Source organism: Microcella sp. (assembly GCF_046296455.1).
Classification (GTDB): domain Bacteria; phylum Actinomycetota; class Actinomycetes; order Actinomycetales; family Microbacteriaceae; genus Microcella.
The window spans coordinates 15,745-33,855 of record NZ_JBKBLF010000014.1; the positions used below are offsets into that span (position 1 = coordinate 15,745).

The following is an 18,111-nucleotide window of genomic DNA, read 5'->3' on the forward strand; positions in this document are numbered from 1 at the left end:
CCCCCGCCGCGCGGGCTCTCTGCCCGCCCCGCTCCCGGCGACGAACGACCAACTGCCCGCTGCCCGCTGCCCGTGGTCAGTGCCTCTTATTGTTTGCGACACCTCGTACGGTTCGAAGCGTGCGAGGTGTCGGAAAGGGTCAGACGCGCATCCGGTGGTCCCGACTAGCTGCACTTCCAGAACTGCGGATCGAAATGAACCGGCTTCATCTGCGTCCGCAGTTCTGGAAGGCGCATCGCAGGACTCGGCGGCAGGGCCGGGTCGGTGTGGGGTCGCGACGGCGTGGGGACTCGCCGGCGCTTTCAACGATCACCAGATCTTGATGAGCTCCTCGTCGGTCTCGGTCGCGGTGCGATTGACACCCTCGTCGTCGACATAGTCGTAGGTAGTCGTGGAGATCGCCCCCGTGCGCTGAAACCCGAGCCGCTCGTAGAGCACGGCGGCACGGGGGTTGTCTAGCCCGACACCCATCACGAGCCGCCAGCGGCCGTCGGGCCCGACGACTCCGCGATCAACGACGAGCACCTCACACGCCCGCACGATCGCGGAGCCGACGCGATGGCCACGGGCTGAAGGCTCGACCCACAAGCTCTTCAGCTCGGCGGGTTCCGTCGTCGTCAACTCTCCTGATCCCACGATGGTGCCGTCGACTTCGGCGACGAGGAAGTCGGTCTCGTCGGCCTGCTGCCGAGCAAGAGCGCCGAGCGCGTAACCTCTGGCTACCGGGTCGAGAGCATCCATCGCCGCCGCATCAGCCGGAGTGCAGCGACGCACCGCGACGGCGCCCACGGAGGCCCCCGACCTCAGAAGTCGGTGTTGAGGGGGTGCGCGCCGACGCGCTGGTCGCGGTCGCAGGCCGCGATCGTCGCGATGTCGTCGGCCGAGAGCTCGAAGTCGAAGACCGCGGCGTTCTCGATCATGCGCTCGCGGCGAACGGTCTTCGGGAAGACGATGAGACCCTCCTGCAGGTGCCAGCGGATCGCGATCTGCTGCACGGTCTTGCCGTGGCGCGCGGCGATGGCAGCGAAGCCGGGCAGCTCGGCGAGGTCGTACTGGGCGCTGCCGAGGGGGCTCCACGACTCGGTGCGGATGCCCCGCTCCTCGTGGAACGCTCGCAGGTCGCGCTGCTGGAAGGCGGGGTGCAACTCGACCTGGTTGACCGCGGGCACGACCTCGGTCGCGGCCGCGAGGTCGTCGAGGTGGGTCTGCATGAAGTTCGAGACGCCGATCGAGCGGGCGAGCCCGGCGTCGCGCACCTCGATCATGGCCTCCCATGACTCGACGTGCTTGCCGTACTTCGGCGACGGCCAGTGGATGAGGTAAAGGTCGACCTGCTCGAGCCCGAGCCGTTCGAGGCTCGCCTCGGCCGCCGCGCGCACGGTGTCGCGACCCTGGTCGCTGTTCCACAGCTTGGTCGTGATGAAGAGCTCGTCGCGCGGAATTCCGGATGCCGCGATCGCCTTGCCGACGCCCGTCTCGTTCTTGTAGACCCGGGCCGTGTCGATGTGGCGGTAGCCGACCTCAAGCGCCTCGCCGACGACGCGCTCTGCTCCGGCGTCGTCGATCTGCCACACGCCGAGCCCGAACTGCGGGATGCGGTGGCCGTCGTTGAGCGTGATGTGCGGGGTCGGGATCGCGTGAGTCATCCCCCTAGTCTCCCCCATCCCCCTCAGACGGTGCTGGGCACCGAACGCTCGTCGGGCCCGTTGTACAGGCTCAGAGGGCGGATGAGCGCGTTCGCGGCGAGCTGCTCGCGCACGTGCGCCGTCCACCCGGTGACGCGCGCGGCGATGAAGAGCGGCGTGAAGAGCTCGGTGTCGAAGCCCATGAGGTCGTAGGCCGGCCCCGAGGGGTAGTCGAGATTGGGCTTAATGCCCTTCGCCTCGTCCATGGCCTTCTCGAGGGCGTCGTAGAGGTCGAGCACCTCGGGCCGCTCGTAGTGCGCGACGAGGGTCTCGAGCGCGGCCTTCATGGTGGGCACGCGCGAGTCGCCGTTCTTGTAGACCCGGTGGCCGAAGCCCATGATCTTGCGCTTCGCGGCGAGCGCGTCGGCGAGCCACGCGGCGGCGCGCTCGGCCGTGCCGACCTCGCGGAAGGTGTGCATGACAGCCTCGTTCGCGCCGCCGTGCAGGGGGCCCTTGAGCGCGCCGATCGCGCCCGTCACCGCCGAGTAGACGTCGCTGAGCGTCGAGGCGATGACGCGCGCGGTGAACGTCGAGGCGTTGAACGAGTGCTCGGCGTACAGGATCATCGACACGTCGAACGCGTTGACGACGACGAGCTCGGGCACCTCGCCGAACGTCATGTGCAAGAAGTTCGCCGAGTAGCCGAGGTCGTCGCGCGGCTCGACGAGCTCCTGGTCGCGCATCCGCCGCTGGGCGTAGGCGACGATCGCCGGCAGCTGCGCCCACATCCGGATGCTGCGCTCGAGCGTGAGATCGCCGTCGATCCACGTGCCGTCGGTCGTGAGCGACTCGTCGAGCGCGCCGAGCACGCTCACGGCGGTGCGCACGACGTCCATGGGATGCGCGCTCAGCGGCAGCGCATCCATCGCGTCTTTCACCGTGGGGTTCAAGTGCCGCAGCGAGCGCTCGAGCGTCTCGAACTCGGCGAGCTGGGCCGCGTCGGGCAGCTCGCCGTGCCACAGCAGGTAGGCGACCTCTTCGGCCGTGCAGCGCTCGGCGAGCTGCTGCACCGGGTACCCGCGGTACAGCAACGAGTTCGTGTCGGGGTTGACCTTCGAGATCGCCGTGACGTCGACGACGACGCCGGCCAGGCCCTTCTTGATGTCGTCGAGCATGTCGGTCTCCTTGTGGGTCAGCGGCCGGTGTAGGGCAAGGCCGCGTTCAGCGGCCGTTAAAGGTGAAGATGCCCGCGTCGAAGGCGTTGTACGCCTCGTAGTCGAGCAGCTCGTAGAGCCTGCCTCGAGTCTGCATGCCCGCGACCTCGCCGTCGAGGGTTCCCGTCGACTGGAGGGTGTCGAGTGCGCGCTCGATCGCGCCGAACGCGACACGCAGCAGCGACACCGGGTGGATCACGAGGTTCACGCCGACGTCGGCGAGCTGCTGGTGCGTGAACAGCTCGCTCTTGCCGAACTCGGTCATGTTGGCGAGGATCGGCACGCTCACGGCCTTGCGCATCTGCTCGAACTCGGCGAGCGTCGCCATCGCCTCGGGGAAGATCGCGTCGGCACCGGCCGCTTCGAGCGCCTTGGCTCGGTCGATCGCGGCGTCGAGACCCTCCACCCCGCGGATGTCGGTGCGCGCCATGATCACGAGGTCGGGGTCGCGGCGCGCATCCACGGCCGCGCGGATGCGCTTGACCGCCGTGTCGAGGTCGACGACGGCCTTGCCGTCGAGGTGCCCGCAGCGCTTGGGGTTGACCTGGTCTTCGAGGTGCAAGCCAGCGACGCCCGCGTCTTCCAGCTCGTGCACCGTGCGGGCGACGTTCATGGGCTCGCCGAAGCCGGTGTCGGCGTCGACGAGCGTCGGCAGGTCGCTCATGCGGCTGATCTGGTGCGCGCGGTGCGCGACTTCGCTGAGCGTCGTGAGCCCGATGTCGGGCAGGCCGAGCTCGGCGGCCATGACGGCGCCCGAGATGTAGGCGCCATCGAAGCCCTTGTCGGCGATCAGGCGGATGCTGAGCGGCGTGAACGCGCCCGGGAACACCTGCAGGCGCCCGCTGGCGAGCCCCGCGCGGAACGCCTGGCGGCGCTGGCTCGGCGTTGTGGTGGTGGAGAGCATCAGAAGAGTCCCTTCGGGGCGGCGGGAACGGGGGTCATGGGCGTGACGGTGAGACCGCCGAGCTCGATGGGGCTGAGCTCGGGCAGGCGCTGGGCGACCCCGAGGAAGCGGTCGATCTCGTCGGGGCTCAGGATGCGCTCCGCGAGCATCCGGAACTTGCCGACGTACTCGGCGCGACCGAAGGGCCGCGCGCCCAGCGGGTGCGCGTCGGCGACGGCGATCTCGTCGACGACACGCGTGCCGTCGGTCAGCTCTATCTCGATGCGTCCGCCGAAGGCCTTCTCGCTCAGGTCGAGGGAGTGGTAGCGGCGGGTCCACTCGGCGTCTTCGGTGGTTGTGATCTTGTGCCAGAGGGCGACCGTGTCGGGGCGGCCCGCGCGCTCGGGGGCGTAGGAGTCGACGTGGTGCCAGCGCCCGTCTTGCAGGGCGACGGCGACGATGTACGGGATCGAGTGGTCGAGCGTCTCGCGGCTCGCGGTGGGGTCGTACTTCTGCGGGTCGTTCGCGCCCGAGCCGATGACGTAGTGCGTGTGGTGGCTCGTGTGCAGCACGATCTTCTCGATGTTCGCGGGGTCGCGCAGCTCGGGGCGCTCGGTGCCGAGGCGGCGCGCGAGGTCGATCCACGCCTGCGCCTGGTATTCGGCCGAGTGCTCTTTCGTGTAGCTGTCGAGGATGCCCGTGAGCGGCTGACCGCTGTCGGGCAGGGGAACCTCGTAGCGAGCATCCGGCCCGCTGAGAAGCCACGCGATGAACCCGTCCTCCCCCTCGTAGATGGGGCTCGGGCTCGTCTGGCCGCGCATCGCCCGGTCGACGGCTTCGACGGCCAACTTGCCGGCGAAGGCGGGGGCGTGCGCCTTCCAGGTCGAGATCTCGCCCTTGCGCGACTGGCGCGTGGCGGTCGTCGTGTGCAGGGCCTGGCCGATGGCCTGGAAGATCGTCTCCGTCGGCAGCCGCAGCAGCGTGCCGATGCCGGCGGCGGCACTCGGACCGAGGTGTGCGACGTGGTCGATCTTGTGCTCGTGCAGGCAGATGGCGCGCACGAGGTCGATCTGGATCTCGTAGCCGGTGAGCAGCCCCTTGAGCAGCTGTGCTCCGTCGGCTCCGGTGTGCTGGGCGACGGCGAGGATCGGCGGGATGTTGTCGCCGGGGTGCGAGTAGTCGGCGGCGAGGAAGGTGTCGTGGTAGTCGAGCTCGCGCACGGCGACGCCGTTGGCCCAGGCGGCCCACTCGGGGCTGTAGCGGGTGTCGGCGGGCGTGCCGAACACGGTCGCGCCGGGGCTGTAGGCGTGGGCTTCGGCCTGCCCCCGCGCGCTGATCACGGGCGCACGATCGAGGCTCGCGACGGCGACGGCGGCGTTGTCGATGATGCGGTTGATGACCATGTCGACGGCCTGCTGGTCGAGGGGTCGGTCTTGCTCGGCGGCGAGCGCGGCGAGCTTGCCGGCGAGCTGGTCGGCGGCGGCGAGGGGCTCGCTGCTCTTGTAGGTGCGCACGGTGTGGGTGGTCGTCATGGTCGCTCTTTCGTGTCGTCGCCGCTGCGCGGCAGATGGGCGTGGATGCTCGTGAGGGCTTCGTGCAGGTGCAGCCGAGTGGCGGCGGCCGCGCGTTCGGGGTCGCCGTCGGCGATGGCGCGCGCGATGGCGCCGTGCTCGGCGGCGCTACGGGCGAGACGGTCGTCATCGTCGCGAGCCAGGCGGCGCACGCGGGCGAGGTGCACGCGCGTGCTCTTGATCGCGGCAGCCAGGTAGGGGCTGCTGCTCAGGCTTTCGTCGAGGGCGGCGTCGAACTCGGCGACGAGAGCGTAGTAGCCGTGGCGGTGGGGGTCGTCGGCGCTCAGGGTCGCGGCGTCGACGGCAGCGAAGCGGGCGGCGAGTTCGGCGAAGTCTGCGCTGCTCTGGTCGGAGCTCGACCGGCGGGCGGCGAGGCGGGCGGCCTGCTCGTCGAGGGCGACGCGCAGCTCGAAGAGCGCGGTGACGTCGTCGGGTTCGATCTCGCTCACGACGAGCGTTCGGGGCCCGCGCTCGGTGGCGAGGCCGGCGGCGATGAGCCGCGCGAAGGCTTCGCGCACGGGAGTGCGGCTGACCCCGAGCCTGGTTGCCTGCTCGACCTCGGTCAGTGGAGCGCCGGGGGGCAGCTCGCCCTCGACGATCGCCGCCCGCAGGGCGTCGAACGCGCGATCGGCTGCACTATTGCTCACGCTCCCAATGTATACATTAGGCAGTAATAAGGCTAGATGTTGCGAACCACACTAATCTTTCGTATACACCAGCACTCTGCGAGCCGAGCATCCGGCCGCAGCAGGCTCTCGTGGATCGCATCCACATCATCGCGCAGCACGATGTCGTCGTACCGGGCGCCGTCGCGCTTCTCGATGAGCCCTTGCGTGATGAGGGCGAGCGCCCCGATCAGTCGCGGATGCAAGCGGTACACGATCGACGACCACGACGGCCGCGCCGTGATCACCTCCGCCTCGACGAGCACCGTGAGGTGGTACGACACCGCCGTGCGCTCGACACGGCGCTCGTCGACGATCGCCCCGCACACCTCGCCCGCCGTGTGCTCGCCGCTCGCGAGGATCTCGACGATGCGCCACCGAATCGGATGCCCCAGCAGGTACAGAAGATGCATCTCGCGAGTGTGAAGCCATATTGACGTCAAACCGGCTTCACACAAGAGAAAGGGGGAAAGGCGCTGCGCGAAGATCTGGTGGGGAGGGTGACCCCTATGGGCGTCGGGTGGCGAAGGAGTTCTAGACTGGAGGGCTCATGACCGCCGCCGCCGATCGCCCGACCCTCGCAATCACCTACCCGCCGGACCTGCCGGTCAGCCAGCGGCGCGACGACATCGCCGCGGCGATTCGCGACCACCAGGTGGTCATCGTCGCGGGTGAGACCGGGTCGGGCAAGACGACGCAGCTGCCGAAGATCCTGCTCGAGCTCGGCCGTGAGCGCATCGCGCACACGCAGCCGCGCCGCATCGCCGCGCGCACGATCGCCGAGCGCGTCGCCGAGGAGCTCGGCAGCGAGCTCGGCGGACTCGTCGGCTACAAGGTGCGCTTCACCGACCAGGTCGGCCGAGACACGCGCGTCACCCTCATGACCGACGGCATCCTGCTCGCCGCCCTCCGCGGCGACCGCGAGCTGCGGGCCTACGACGCCATCATCATCGACGAAGCCCACGAGCGCAGCCTCACCATCGACTTCCTGGTCGGCTACCTCAAGCAGCTGCTCCCCCGCCGCCCCGAGCTGAAACTCATCATCACCTCCGCGACGATCGACCCCGAGAGCTTCGCGAAGCACTTCGCGGCGGCCGACGGGAGCCCCGCGCCGATCATCGAGGTGAGCGGGCGAACGTTCCCGGTCGAGATCCGCTACCGGCCGCTGGTGCCTGACGGCGCCGACACCGACAACCTCACCGACCCCGACGACGACGAAGCCGACGGCCCGTCGACTCCCGGCGAGGCCATCGACATGATCGAGGGCGTCATCGCCGCGGTCGACGAGCTCGGCCGCGAAGGCGACGGCGACGTGCTGGTGTTCTTCAGCGGCGAGAACGAGATTCGTGACGCAGCGGATGCCCTCACCGGGCACCTCGCCCGCCAGGGCCCGCGCGGCGCGGGCACGGAGGTGCTTCCGCTGTACGGCCGGCTGAGTGCGGCCGAGCAACACCGGGTGTTCGAGCGGGCGCCCGCGGGCATCCGGAGACGCATCGTGCTGGCGACCAACGTGGCCGAGACGAGCCTCACCGTGCCGAGCATCCGCTATGTCGTCGACACCGGCACCGCCCGCATCAGCCGCTACAGCGCGCGCTCAAAAGTGCAGCGGCTGCCGATCGAGCCGATCTCGCAGGCGAGCGCCAACCAGCGGTCGGGCCGCTCGGGGCGCACGAGCGACGGCATCGCGATCCGCCTCTACAGCGAGCTCGACTACACGAAGCGGCCGGAGTACACCGACCCCGAGATCCTGCGCACCAACCTCGCGGCCGTCATTCTGCAGATGATCTCGCTCGGGCTCGGCGACATCGAGCAGTTCCCCTTCTTGCAGCCGCCCGACAAGCGCGGCATCGCCGACGGGCTGGACCTGCTGCTGGAACTGGGCGCGGTGTCGAAAGCTGGGGGCGGCGCAGGAGAACAGCGCGGCGCGCACCGCATCACCCGAGTCGGCCGCGAGATAGCGCAGCTGCCGCTCGACCCGCGCTACGCGCGCATGGTCGTCGAAGCCCAGAAGCTCGGGGTCGCGCGGGAGGTCATTGCGATCGTCGCGGGGCTGAGCATCCAAGACCCGCGCGAACGACCCGTCGAGAAGCGCGAGCGCGCCGACCAGCTGCACAACCGGTTCCGCGACCCGACGAGCGACTTCATCACTCTGCTCAACCTCTGGAACCACCTGCAGCGGCGGCAGAAAGAGCTCAGCGGCAACCAGTTCCGCAAGGAGGTACGCAGCGAGTTTCTCAACTATCTGCGCATTCGCGAGTGGGCGGACGTCGAGCGGCAGATTCGACGGCAGACGAAAGGCGTCGGCAAGCATCCCGCAGATGGAGAAACAGGAGCCGATGCGACGGCCATCCACAAAGCCATCCTCGCCGGCCTGCTCAGCCACATCGGCCTCAAAGACACCGCGAAGCGCGACTACCTCGGCGCGCGCCAGCGCCGCTTCGTGCTCTACCCCGGCTCGGGCCTCGCGAAGAAGCAGCCCGACGCCGTCATGGCCGCCGAACTCGTCGAGACGAGCCGGCTGTTCGCGCGCACGGTCGCCGTCATCGACCCGGCGTGGGCCGAGCCGCTCGCGGGTGAGCTCGCGAAGCGCTCGTTCAGCGAGCCGCGGTGGGAGAAGCGCCAGGGCGCCGCGGTCGTCGACGAGAAGGTGACGCTGTTCGGCGTGCCGATCATCCCGCGCCGGCGCGCGCAGCTGAGCCGCATCGATCCGGCGCTCGCGCGCGAGCTGTTCATCCGCCACGCGCTCGTCGAGGGTGAGTGGGATACCTCCCGGCTCGACAAGCGCCTCACCGCGTTCCTGCGCGACAACGCGCGCGTGCGACGCGAGCTCGAGCAGCTCGAAGAGCGCAGCCGCCGCCGCGACATCCTGCTCGACGACGAGAAGATCGTCGAGTTCTTCGAGCAGCGCATCCCCGCGGACGTCACCGACGTGCGCCGCTTCGAGCGCTGGTGGCGGGATGCTCTGCGAGAGCATCCCGACGCCCTCACTCTCACCCGCGACGACCTCGTCGAGGCCGAGCAGCTTCCGGCCGACGACGGCTCGTACCCGACGCGGCTCACGCTCGGCGATCAGACGCTCAGTGTCGGATACCGCTTCGAGCCCGGCGCCGCCGACGACGGCGTCACCGTCACCGTGCCGCTGCCGCTGCTGCCGCGGCTCGACACGGCGGGGTTCGACTGGCTCGTTCCGGGCCTGCGGCTCGAGCTCGTGACCGCGCTGCTCAAGACGCTGCCCAAGGCCATTCGCCGCAACGTCGTGCCTGCCGCCGACTGGGCCGCTCGACTCTTGGCGGCCGTGCCGCCCGAGGCTGACCTGCGCGAGCTCTCGATCACCGAGTTTCTCGCCACCGAGATCCGCCGCCAGACCTTTACGCCCGTCGACCCCGACGACTTCGACCTCGACCGCCTGCCCCCGCACCTGCGCATGGGCTACGCCGTCGTCGACGAGCGCGGCAGCAAGCTCGCGCGCGGCACCGACCTCACGGCCCTGCAGCAGAAGCTGCGCGAACGCACGCGCGACTCGGTCGCGAAGGTCGCGACGGCCGCAGCGAAGAGCCCGATCGAGCGCGGCGGCATCACGGCATGGGACGACACGATCGGCAAGGGGTCGGGCGGCGACGGCGGTGCCGGCGGAACCCTGCCCCGGCAGCTCGACATGCGCCGCGGCGACACCACGATCCGCGCCTACCCCGCACTCGTCGACGAGGGCGGCTCGGTGGCGATCCGACTGCAGACGTCGGTCGCCGACCAGGTCGCCGCGCACCGTTCGGGGGTTCGCCGTCTCGTGCAGCTCGGGGTTCCGTCACCGCTCGCGTACATCCAAGAACACTTGACGAGCGCCGAGAAGCTCAGCCTCGGCGCCTCGCCCTATCGCTCGACGGCCGCACTCATCGACGATGCGCTGCGGGCCGTGATCGACGCCGAACTCTCTGATGGTCTGGATGCTCTCCCCTGGTCTCGCGAGCAGTTCGAGTCTCTGCGCGACCGCGTCAACGCCGGCCTGCCCGACCGCCTGTTCGGCATCGTGGCGACGACGGCGGCCGTGCTGGCGGCGGCGCGCGAGGTCGACGTGCTCATCGGGCGCAGCTCGAGCCTGCAGTTCATGGCGCCGCTCGCCGACGCGCGCGAGCAGCTCAACGCCCTCGTGCACGACGGATTCATCGGACGCACGGGCCTCGCCCGCCTCCCCCGCCTCGTCGTCTACCTGCGCGGCATCAGCCACCGCGTCGAGCGCCTCGCCGACAACCTCGGCCGCGACCGCGCCTGGATGCTCGAGGTGCAGCAGTCGGTCGAGCTCTACACCGCGGCGGGCGGCACGCTGCCGCTGAGCGTTGACCCCGAGCCCCGCATCCGCGAGGCCCGCTGGATGCTCGAAGAGCTGCGTCTCTCGCTCTTCGCGCAGCCGCTCGGCGCGCAGGGCCCGATCTCGGTGCAGCGCATCCGCAAGCAGCTCGCCGGCTGAACCCGAGCGCCGCGCATCCCCGGCAGGGCAGCCACGCTCCGCGCGCCGCGGACTAGTCGGCTGGCGATGCGACCGGCATCCCGAGCGCAGAAGCCGCGGCCAGCAGACGATCGTCATAGGCGACGAACGCGGTCAGCTCGTCGCGAAGCTCCAGTGCACTCGCGAGGTGAATCGCATCGAGGCTGCGCAGTGTCGGCGGCGAGAGTCGCGCGGCCGTGTCAAGTACCCGCGTGTCGATGGCCAGCAGGCTCACCCGCGCGAGCACGTCGACCGCCCGCGGCAGAACGGAAGGCTCGACTCGAACGAGGGCGCGCGGCAACTCGGTTCTCAAAAGCGCACTCGAGGCCCAGTCCTGATCGCCGATGAAGGCCCGAAGGGCCAGGGATTCTTTCTCACGCAGCAGCAACTTCACCACCGCCGAGGTGTCGAGATAGAGCACCTAGAGCCGTTCCCCGCGCTGCTCATCAAGAATCTCTGCGATCGAGGGGCCGCTGTATTCCGGGCTGACCGGCGCGGGAGGATTCGCGGCGAGCCACGCTGCGAGATCGCCGCGCCCTCGCGTCATGAGCCCGTCGTCGATCAGTTCTTGCACGCGTGACTTCTTGACGGTCGGCACGGGCCCGATGATCGCAATCGGCACCCCGCGCTCGGTCACTTCGATCGATTCGCCCCGCTTCACGCGGTCAAGGTACTTGCTCGCGTTCTGCCGCAACTCGCGCACCCCGATGCGGTCCATGTGCTACACGGTAGCACTTAAGTGTGGAGGACGTCTCGAGGGGCACACAGTGGCGCAACGATCGTGGACTGTCGTGGCTAGTCAGCCGCGAGCGGGAAGGTGCTGGAGTTGATCGAGCCGTCAGTATTGACACCCACGGTCCAGACGCTCTCGGGAGTGCGGAGTTGCACGGTGAGACCACGTCGTTCGACGCGCGACAGAGGGCCACAACTCGTCGCAGAAGGCACCTCAGGATGGCGCGCCCTCAGGCAATACTCTGGCTCGCCGTCGAGCTCAATACTGTCGATGAGGAACGCCGAGAAGTCTGCACCGCTACCCTCAGCCTCCCGTGACACGTAGACCGCGGAGGGCCCCATGAGAAGTCGATCAGGCTCGTCGATGTCGTCGAACGCTTCGACGACAGGAGATCCCCCGTATGCACCGAAGGCAATGACATCGAGCACGCTCGGCGCTTGCTCGTTGCCATGCAGGCTCTGACTGTCCTCAAGCCTGGGGCTACCCGCGGGTCCCCACGCGAACAGGCCAGGACCGGCGGTGTTGCCGCCCGAACTCGCGACCACACCAGATTCTTCGAACACGGATGGCAGTACGCAGAGACCCCCGGCACTCCATCCCTCAGACTCTTCGGGGAGATCGGCGACAGCGATGCAATACAGGTCCCACTCGGTACTCCGCCCGTCGGGCACGGTTGACGCCCGATACACGATGCCGAAACGATCGTTCCCCAGTGGAGTAACCCGCGGGCCTTGCGTGATGTACGACGCAAAGCCCTGCGAGAGACGCTCTGCCCACTCGCGATCCTCTTGGCTCTCCGGTTCGTCGAAGATCGCGAGGGGATCGGGATCGGGTAGTGCCAGCGCCCACCCCACCGTCGGGATGGCCAGCAGGGCCGAGATCACGCCAGCCACCCCAACGGCACGCATCCTCCGCCTTCTGCCATCTTCCGCGTCGTCGGATGCGGATTCCCGTTCGTTCTGCTCGGGGGGATTCGCGATGCGAGCGGCGAGTTCTGCGCTCGCCCGTTCCGCAGCCGCAACGTCGGCACGACGCGCGAGCTCCTGGGCCGCAGCGTCAGCCAGCGACACTCGCTCGGGCGTGTCTGCCCGTGAGTAGGCCAGGCGTTCAAGCTCCCGGTCGTCTGCCTCTGACAGATCGCGGTTCATGACGATGAGTCAACCATGCGGCTGACAAGCTCAGCGGCGGGACTGTGCTGTCGACACATGGGCGAAATGGACTCTCGCACCAGCCCGCTCGGCGCGCACGGCCGGATCACGGTGAAGTCGTCTTCAGGCAACTCGGCTCCTAGCCGAACACCCGGCGGCCCGCCACCCAGGTGCCGACATTCCGGGTGGTATGGATGCTCACCGCCGGCCCCGCGAACGGGTCGCGGTCGGTCGCGGCCAGGTCGGCGACCGCCCCGACCTCGATGACTCCCGTGACCTCGGCGTCGCCCGGCCCGCGCCCGTTGATGAACGCCGAGCCCGCGGTGTAGGCGTCGAGCGCCTCGGCGAGGGTGAGCGCCTCGTGCGCGAGCAGGGGCTCGGGGTCATGCTCGGGGTCGTCGGTGGGCAGCGTTCGGTTGACTGCGACGTGGATGGCCTGCCACGGGTCGGGGGTCGAGACGGGCCAGTCGCTGCCGGCGCACAGGCGCGGGCGAGCATCCGTCGCCGCGCCGGAAGCGCCGCCAGCGCGCAGGATGCTCGCGAAGGGGTACTGCGTCGCCGCGCGCTCGGGGCCGACGAGTGGCACCGTGAGCTCGCGCATCTGCGGCTCGTTGCAGGCCCAGAGCGCCTGCATGTTCGCGGTCACGCCGAGGGCGGCGAATCGGGCCACATCGTCGGGATGCACGAACTGCAGGTGGGCGAGGTGGTGGCGGCGGGCATCCGATAGCGGGCGTTCTGACCAGTCGCTCGCGGCCGCGGCCGCCTCGACGGCGTCGAGCGCGTCGCGCACCGCGCGGTCGCCGATGACATGCACGTGCGCGCTGAAGCCGGCCGCGTCGAGGGCGACGATCGCGTCGGTGAGCGCCTGCCCGCCGACGAAGGCGATGCCGGTGGGATGCTCGCTCGGCGTCGCGCCGTCGTGACCGAGGTACGGCTCAAGCATCGAGGCCGTGCCGTTCTCGACCACCCCGTCGGCCATGATTTTGACGGCCGAGAGCCGGAACCGTGCGTCGCGCCCGAGCTCGGCCGCGTGCGCCTCGCGGCGCGCGACGAGCTCGGGCACTTGCTCGACCCCGCGAGTGCGATCCCACCACAGGGCGCCGACGACGTCGACCGTCAGTCGCCCCTCGGCGAGGGCGCGGCGGTAGACGAGCGCCGTGTCCGACGCGCCGAAGTAGTCGCCGACGATCGCGTCGTGCCAGGCCGTGATGCCGAACGAGTGCGCATAGCGCTGCGCCTCGAGCAGAGCGGCGTACTCGTCATCGGGTGTCGCGGCGGGGGCGACGGCGGCGACGAGGGCGGCGGCACCCTCGTGCAGGGTGCCCTGCGGGCTGCCGTCGGGCAGACGCTCGATGCGGCCGTCGGCCGGGTCGGGAGTGTCGGCGGTGATGCCCGCGAGCGCGAGGGCGGCCGAGTTGGCCCACGCGCCGTGGTGGTCGCGGTTGTAGAGGAAGACCGGGCGGATGGGCTCGATCGCGTCGAGCTCGGCGGCGCTTGGGGTGCCGCCAGCGAAGGCGCTCATCGCCCAGCCGCCGCCCGTGATCCAGGCGCGCGAGGCGTCGCAACCGCGCGGCGGGTTCAGTCGCGCGTAGTCCGTGATGAGCCGGGCGTAGTCTGCGGCCGAGGAGCCCTCGCTCAGGTCGCAGCCGAGCCGCTCGAGGCCGCCCTGGATGGGGTGGATGTGCGCGTCGACGAAACCCGCGTGCAGCATCCCGCCGGCCAGATCGACCACCTCTGTGTCGGGGCCGCGCCACGCGCTGAGGTCGGCATCCACCGCCGCGATGCGGCCGCCGACCACGGCGACCTGCAGCGGCGCCGGAGCAGCAGCCCCGGGCGCAGCACTGCGGCCCGGCCCCCGGTAGACCACTCCTCCGATGAAGAGCAGATCTGCCGGGTGCACGGGCCGCAGTGGTGGGGGGTGGGAAAGGGCGCGAACGCCGGGGCTAGGCCGAGGTCTTGGCGTTGACCTCGTACGAGGTGTTCGTCGACTCGAAGAAGTTGACGAGCTGCAGGGTGTCGTTCGCCGTCGCCATCCACTTCGCCGGGTTCGACACGTTGTACTCGGCCTCGAAGCCGAGCTCTTCGAGACGACGGTCGGCCAGGTACTTGACGTACTGGTTGATGTAGTTGGCGTTGAGGCCCAGGATGCCGTTGGGGAGGAGGTCGTGGTTGTACTGCTCCTCCATCTCGACGGCGTCGAGGATCATCTGACGGATCTCGGCGGCGAACTCCGGCGTCTGCAGGTCGGGGTTCTCCTCCAGCACCGTGAGGATGAGGTTGATGCCGAACTTGAGGTGCAGGCTCTCGTCGCGCACGATCCAGTCGACGAGCGAGCCGAAGTTGCGCAGCAGATTGCGCTGACGGAACGACAGGGCGACCATGAAGCCCGAGTAGAACCAGATGCCCTCGAGGATCACGTTGTACGCGACGAGGTTGCGGATGAAGTCCTGCTTGCCCTCGGTCGTCGTGATGTCGAGCGTGTCTTCCGTCATGCGGCGGATGAACTTGACCTCGAACTCCTCTTTGCGCGCCATCGACGGCACGTCGACGTGGCTGTCGTAGGCCGCGGCGCGGTCGATCGGGAAGGTCTCGAGCACGTACTCGAAGCTCATGCAGTGGTTCGCCTCCTCCCACATCTGCTTCGCGAGGTAGAGGTGCGCCTCGGGAGCCTTGACGTAGGGGTAGACGCCGAACGCGAGCGCCTTGTTGACGAGCAGCTCGTTCGGGTTGAAGTACGACATGAGGAACGTGATGGCGTGACGCTCTTCGTCGCTCATCTTCTTGAAGTCGGCGATGTCTTCACCGAGCTGGATCTCGTTGGGGAACCAGGTGTTGGCAACTGCCTGGTCGTAGAGGTCCATGGCCCACTTGTAGGTGACCGGCTTGAGCAGCAGGCCCTCCTGGATTCCGGTTCCGAGGATTCCCATGATGGTTTCGCGTCTTTCTGGTGGGTGGTGCGGGATAGAGGAAGGTGGGGTGGATGGCGAGCGCCGCCTACTGGCAGCTCTCGCAGTGCAGCTCGTCCATCGGGTCGATCGGAACCTCGTAGGTGAACGATGTGGTGCTCAGGGTGGTGGTGCTGGTCTGGGTGGCGGTGGGGGTCATGGTGCTCACTCCCCCGCCTTCGCGGCGCCGCCGAAGCCGAAGCCCTTGCGCGGAGCTGCGCTCGCCGTCTCAGCCGGGGCCGCGGCGACGGCCGAGCCGAAGCCCTTCTTCGGGGCGCTGCTCGCGTCGGCGTTGATCGCCTCGGCCTTGTTGACCTTCACCGTCGACTGCTCGGCGGTGTGGCGCGGCTTCATGTGCAGGTAGTAGGTCGTCTTCACGCCCTTCTTCCATGCGGCGCTGTAGATGTCGATCATCTCGTCGACATCGCGCGTCTCGAGGTACATGTTGCGGCTGATCGCCTGGTCGATCCACTTCTGCGCGCGGGCCGCGACCTCGAGGAACGCGTAGGGCGAGAGCTGGAAGCTCGTCTTGTACGCCGCCTTGATGTCGTCGGGGATGGCCGCGATGCCCTGGATGTCGCCCTGGCTGCGCAGGATGTCCTCCCGCACGCGCTCCCACAGCCCGTGCGCCTGCAGCGCGTTCACGAGGTTGCGGTTGACCTCGAGGAACTTGCCCGAGCTCGTGGAGCGGCTGAAGATCTGCGAGAACTGCGGGTCGAGACCCGGCGTCGTGCCCGCGACGAGACCGATGGATGCCGTGGGCGCGATGGCCATGAGCGTCGCGTTGCGCATGCCGCCCTTGACCTTTGTGCGCAGCGCATCCCAGTCGAGACGCGTGGTGCGGTTGACCTGCACCTCGACGCCGCGGTCGGCCTCGGTGAGGTCGATCGTGTCGAGCGGCACGAGGCCCTGCGACCAGCGGCTGCCGGCGAAGTTCGCGTACGCGCCGCGCTCTTGCGCCAGGTCGGCCGACTCGTCGATGGCCGCGTACGAGACGTGCTCCATGATCTCGTCGATGAGGTCGAACGCCTCCTCCGAGTCGTACGAGAAGCCGAGGCGCTCGACGACGTCGGTGAAGCCCATGACGCCCAGACCGATGGCGCGGTTGTTCTGGTTGGCGTGGTCGGCCTCGTCGACGCTCGACACCGTGATGTCGATGAGGTTGTCGAGCTGGCGCACCGCGAGGCGCGCGCTCTCGTCGATCTTCGCCCAGTCGAGGGCACCGCGGCCGTCGGCCCCGACGACGAAGTGCTGCGAGAGGTTGATCGAGGCCAGGTTGCAGACCGAGATGTTGTCGCGGTCTTGCGGCAGGCAGATCTCGGTGCACAGGTTCGACAGGTGGATCGTGCCGGTGTTGTTGTTGATGGCCCGGTTGTTGATCGTGTCTTTCCACGTCAGCCACGGGTGGCTCGTCGACTGCAGCGAGATGAGGATCTGCTTGAACTGCTCGCGCGCCCCGATCTTCTTGAACATGTTGAGCTCGCCGCGCTCGGCCATGGCGATGTACTCGGCGTAGCGCTTCGAGAAGTCTTTGCCGTACAGCTCGTTGAGGTCGGCGACCTCGAGCGGGTCGAAGAGGTACCAGTCGTCGTCGTTCTGCACGCGCTTCATGAACTCGTCGCTGATCCACACGGCGGTGTTGGCGGTGCGCGTGCGGCGGTAGGGGTCGCCCGAGTTCTGACGCAGGTCGAGGAACTCGGGGAAGTCCATGTGCCAGTTCTCCATGTAGAAGCACAGGGCACCGAACTTCTTGCCGCCGCGGCTGACGGCGCGCAGCACCGAGTCGATCGTGTGCATGAAGGGGATCGGCCCGGTCGAGGTGGTGTTGTTCGAGCGGATGGGCGAGCCCTGGGCGCGCAGCTTGGTCACCGCGAGGCCGATGCCGCCCGTGCCCTTGGTGAGCCACATGACGTCGCGCACGCTCTTGGCGATGTGCTCGATGTCGTCTTGCATCTCCATGACGAAGCAGTTCGAGAGCTGGGGGTAGCTCGTGCCGGCGTTGACGAGCGTCGAGCCCGCGGCGAGGTACTCGAGCTTCGACATCTTGTCGTAGAAGGCGATCGCGTGCTTCGTGGGCTCGGCCTCGTTGAGCGAGAGGCCCATGGCCACGCGCATCCAGAAGTACTGCGGGGTCTCGAGGGGCTCGCCGTTGCGCGCCTTGATGCCGTAGCGGTTGTTGAGCGTGACGACACCGATGTACTTGAGCAGCTCGTCGTGCGCGGGGTCGAGCACGTCGGCGAGGGCGTCGAGGTCGAAGAGGTCAGGGAACCGGGGGTCGAGCAGGGCCTCGTCGACGCCGCGGTGGATGTAGCCCGCGAAGTGCGCGCGGTGCAGCTCGCGCAGCTCGGCCGCGTTCTCGTAGTCGCCGAGCACGCGCTTGTAGATGGTCTTGAGCAGCAGGCGCGCCGCGACGACGTCGAACGCCGGGTCGTCTTTCACGTTCTGCAGGGCGACCTGGATGACCGCCTCGTCGAGCTGCTGCGTGGTGATGCCGTCGAAGAGCGTGAGCTCGAGCTCGCTCGCGATCTGCGTCACCCACGCGATCGAGTCGTCGAGACCCTCGGCCGCGCGCTCGATCGCCAGGTTGATCTTGTTGGCGTCGTACGCCTCACGGCTTCCATCGCGCTTCACCACGGTGATGCTGCTCACGTGCCCACTCTCCCTCGTGCGCCGTCCTCGGCGCCCTGCTCGCATGGCCGCTCGCGCGGCCCCCTGACTGAATACTTCGGGTCAAAAAAGCCCGGAGATCCGGGCTGTTCGCGCTGTTCCCCTCGCGCGGTTCCATCACTATATATGCGGGGTCTGACAAAGGTCACACCCAAGATGTAGTGGGCGTGTCGTCCACAA

Annotated in this window: 14 protein-coding genes; 1 reads left to right on the forward strand and 13 read right to left on the reverse strand. The window is 68.7% G+C overall.

Annotation, left to right across the window (positions count from 1 at the left end; all coding sequences use genetic code 11):
- Positions 1-309: 309 nt before the first annotated feature.
- The 7 genes from ACK4HH_RS08685 to ACK4HH_RS08715 form a co-directional block, all read right to left on the reverse strand.
- Positions 310-741 carry a GNAT family N-acetyltransferase gene (locus ACK4HH_RS08685; RefSeq protein WP_409650783.1) on the reverse strand — a complete coding sequence of 144 codons (432 nt, stop codon included), beginning with the start codon at positions 739-741 and terminating at the stop codon, positions 310-312.
- Between the two features lie 62 nt (positions 742-803).
- Positions 804-1,646, reverse strand: coding sequence for an aldo/keto reductase (locus ACK4HH_RS08690; RefSeq protein ID WP_409650785.1), 843 nt, complete (start codon positions 1,644-1,646; stop codon positions 804-806).
- 23 nt (positions 1,647-1,669) lie between these two features.
- A complete protein-coding gene (locus ACK4HH_RS08695; RefSeq protein ID WP_409650787.1) occupies positions 1,670-2,800 on the reverse strand; it encodes a bifunctional 2-methylcitrate synthase/citrate synthase in 1,131 nt (376 codons plus the stop codon).
- Between the two features lie 46 nt (positions 2,801-2,846).
- Positions 2,847-3,743 carry a methylisocitrate lyase gene (gene prpB, locus ACK4HH_RS08700; protein WP_409650789.1) on the reverse strand — a complete coding sequence of 299 codons (897 nt, stop codon included), beginning with the start codon at positions 3,741-3,743 and terminating at the stop codon, positions 2,847-2,849.
- A complete protein-coding gene (locus tag ACK4HH_RS08705) occupies positions 3,743-5,254 on the reverse strand; it encodes an MmgE/PrpD family protein (protein WP_409650791.1) in 1,512 nt (503 codons plus the stop codon). Before ACK4HH_RS08705 ends, prpB begins: the two co-directional genes overlap by 1 nt.
- Positions 5,251-5,940, reverse strand: coding sequence for a GntR family transcriptional regulator (locus ACK4HH_RS08710; protein WP_409650793.1), 690 nt, complete (start codon positions 5,938-5,940; stop codon positions 5,251-5,253). Before ACK4HH_RS08710 ends, ACK4HH_RS08705 begins: the two co-directional genes overlap by 4 nt.
- Positions 5,941-5,972: 32 nt before the next feature.
- Positions 5,973-6,371 carry an ArsR/SmtB family transcription factor gene (locus ACK4HH_RS08715; protein WP_409650795.1) on the reverse strand — a complete coding sequence of 133 codons (399 nt, stop codon included), beginning with the start codon at positions 6,369-6,371 and terminating at the stop codon, positions 5,973-5,975.
- A 137-nt stretch (positions 6,372-6,508) separates the two neighbouring features.
- Between ACK4HH_RS08715 and hrpA the strand changes: the two genes are divergently transcribed.
- Complete coding sequence (hrpA, locus tag ACK4HH_RS08720; RefSeq protein WP_409650797.1) at positions 6,509-10,420, forward strand: ATP-dependent RNA helicase HrpA; 3,912 nt, start codon at positions 6,509-6,511, stop codon at positions 10,418-10,420.
- A gap of 52 nt (positions 10,421-10,472) precedes the next feature.
- Here hrpA and ACK4HH_RS08725 read toward each other — a convergent pair whose 3' ends face one another.
- From ACK4HH_RS08725 to ACK4HH_RS08750, 6 genes are all read right to left on the reverse strand, one after another.
- The gene (locus ACK4HH_RS08725) at positions 10,473-10,859 is read right to left on the reverse strand and encodes a type II toxin-antitoxin system VapC family toxin (RefSeq protein WP_409650799.1); all 387 of its coding nucleotides are present in this window, start codon (positions 10,857-10,859) and stop codon (positions 10,473-10,475) included.
- Positions 10,860-11,156 (reverse strand): type II toxin-antitoxin system Phd/YefM family antitoxin, encoded by a 297-nt coding sequence (locus tag ACK4HH_RS08730; protein WP_409650801.1) that lies wholly within the window; start codon positions 11,154-11,156, stop codon positions 10,860-10,862.
- Between the two features lie 77 nt (positions 11,157-11,233).
- Complete coding sequence (locus tag ACK4HH_RS08735; protein WP_409650803.1) at positions 11,234-12,319, reverse strand: hypothetical protein; 1,086 nt, start codon at positions 12,317-12,319, stop codon at positions 11,234-11,236.
- Positions 12,320-12,458: 139 nt separating this feature from the next.
- Positions 12,459-14,219, reverse strand: a complete 1,761-nt coding sequence (locus ACK4HH_RS08740; RefSeq protein ID WP_409650805.1) for an amidohydrolase — start codon at positions 14,217-14,219, stop codon at positions 12,459-12,461.
- 43 nt (positions 14,220-14,262) lie between these two features.
- Complete coding sequence (locus tag ACK4HH_RS08745) at positions 14,263-15,246, reverse strand: ribonucleotide-diphosphate reductase subunit beta (RefSeq protein WP_409650807.1); 984 nt, start codon at positions 15,244-15,246, stop codon at positions 14,263-14,265.
- Between the two features lie 183 nt (positions 15,247-15,429).
- A complete protein-coding gene (locus ACK4HH_RS08750; protein WP_409650809.1) occupies positions 15,430-17,913 on the reverse strand; it encodes a ribonucleoside-diphosphate reductase subunit alpha in 2,484 nt (827 codons plus the stop codon).
- Positions 17,914-18,111: the final 198 nt, after the last annotated feature.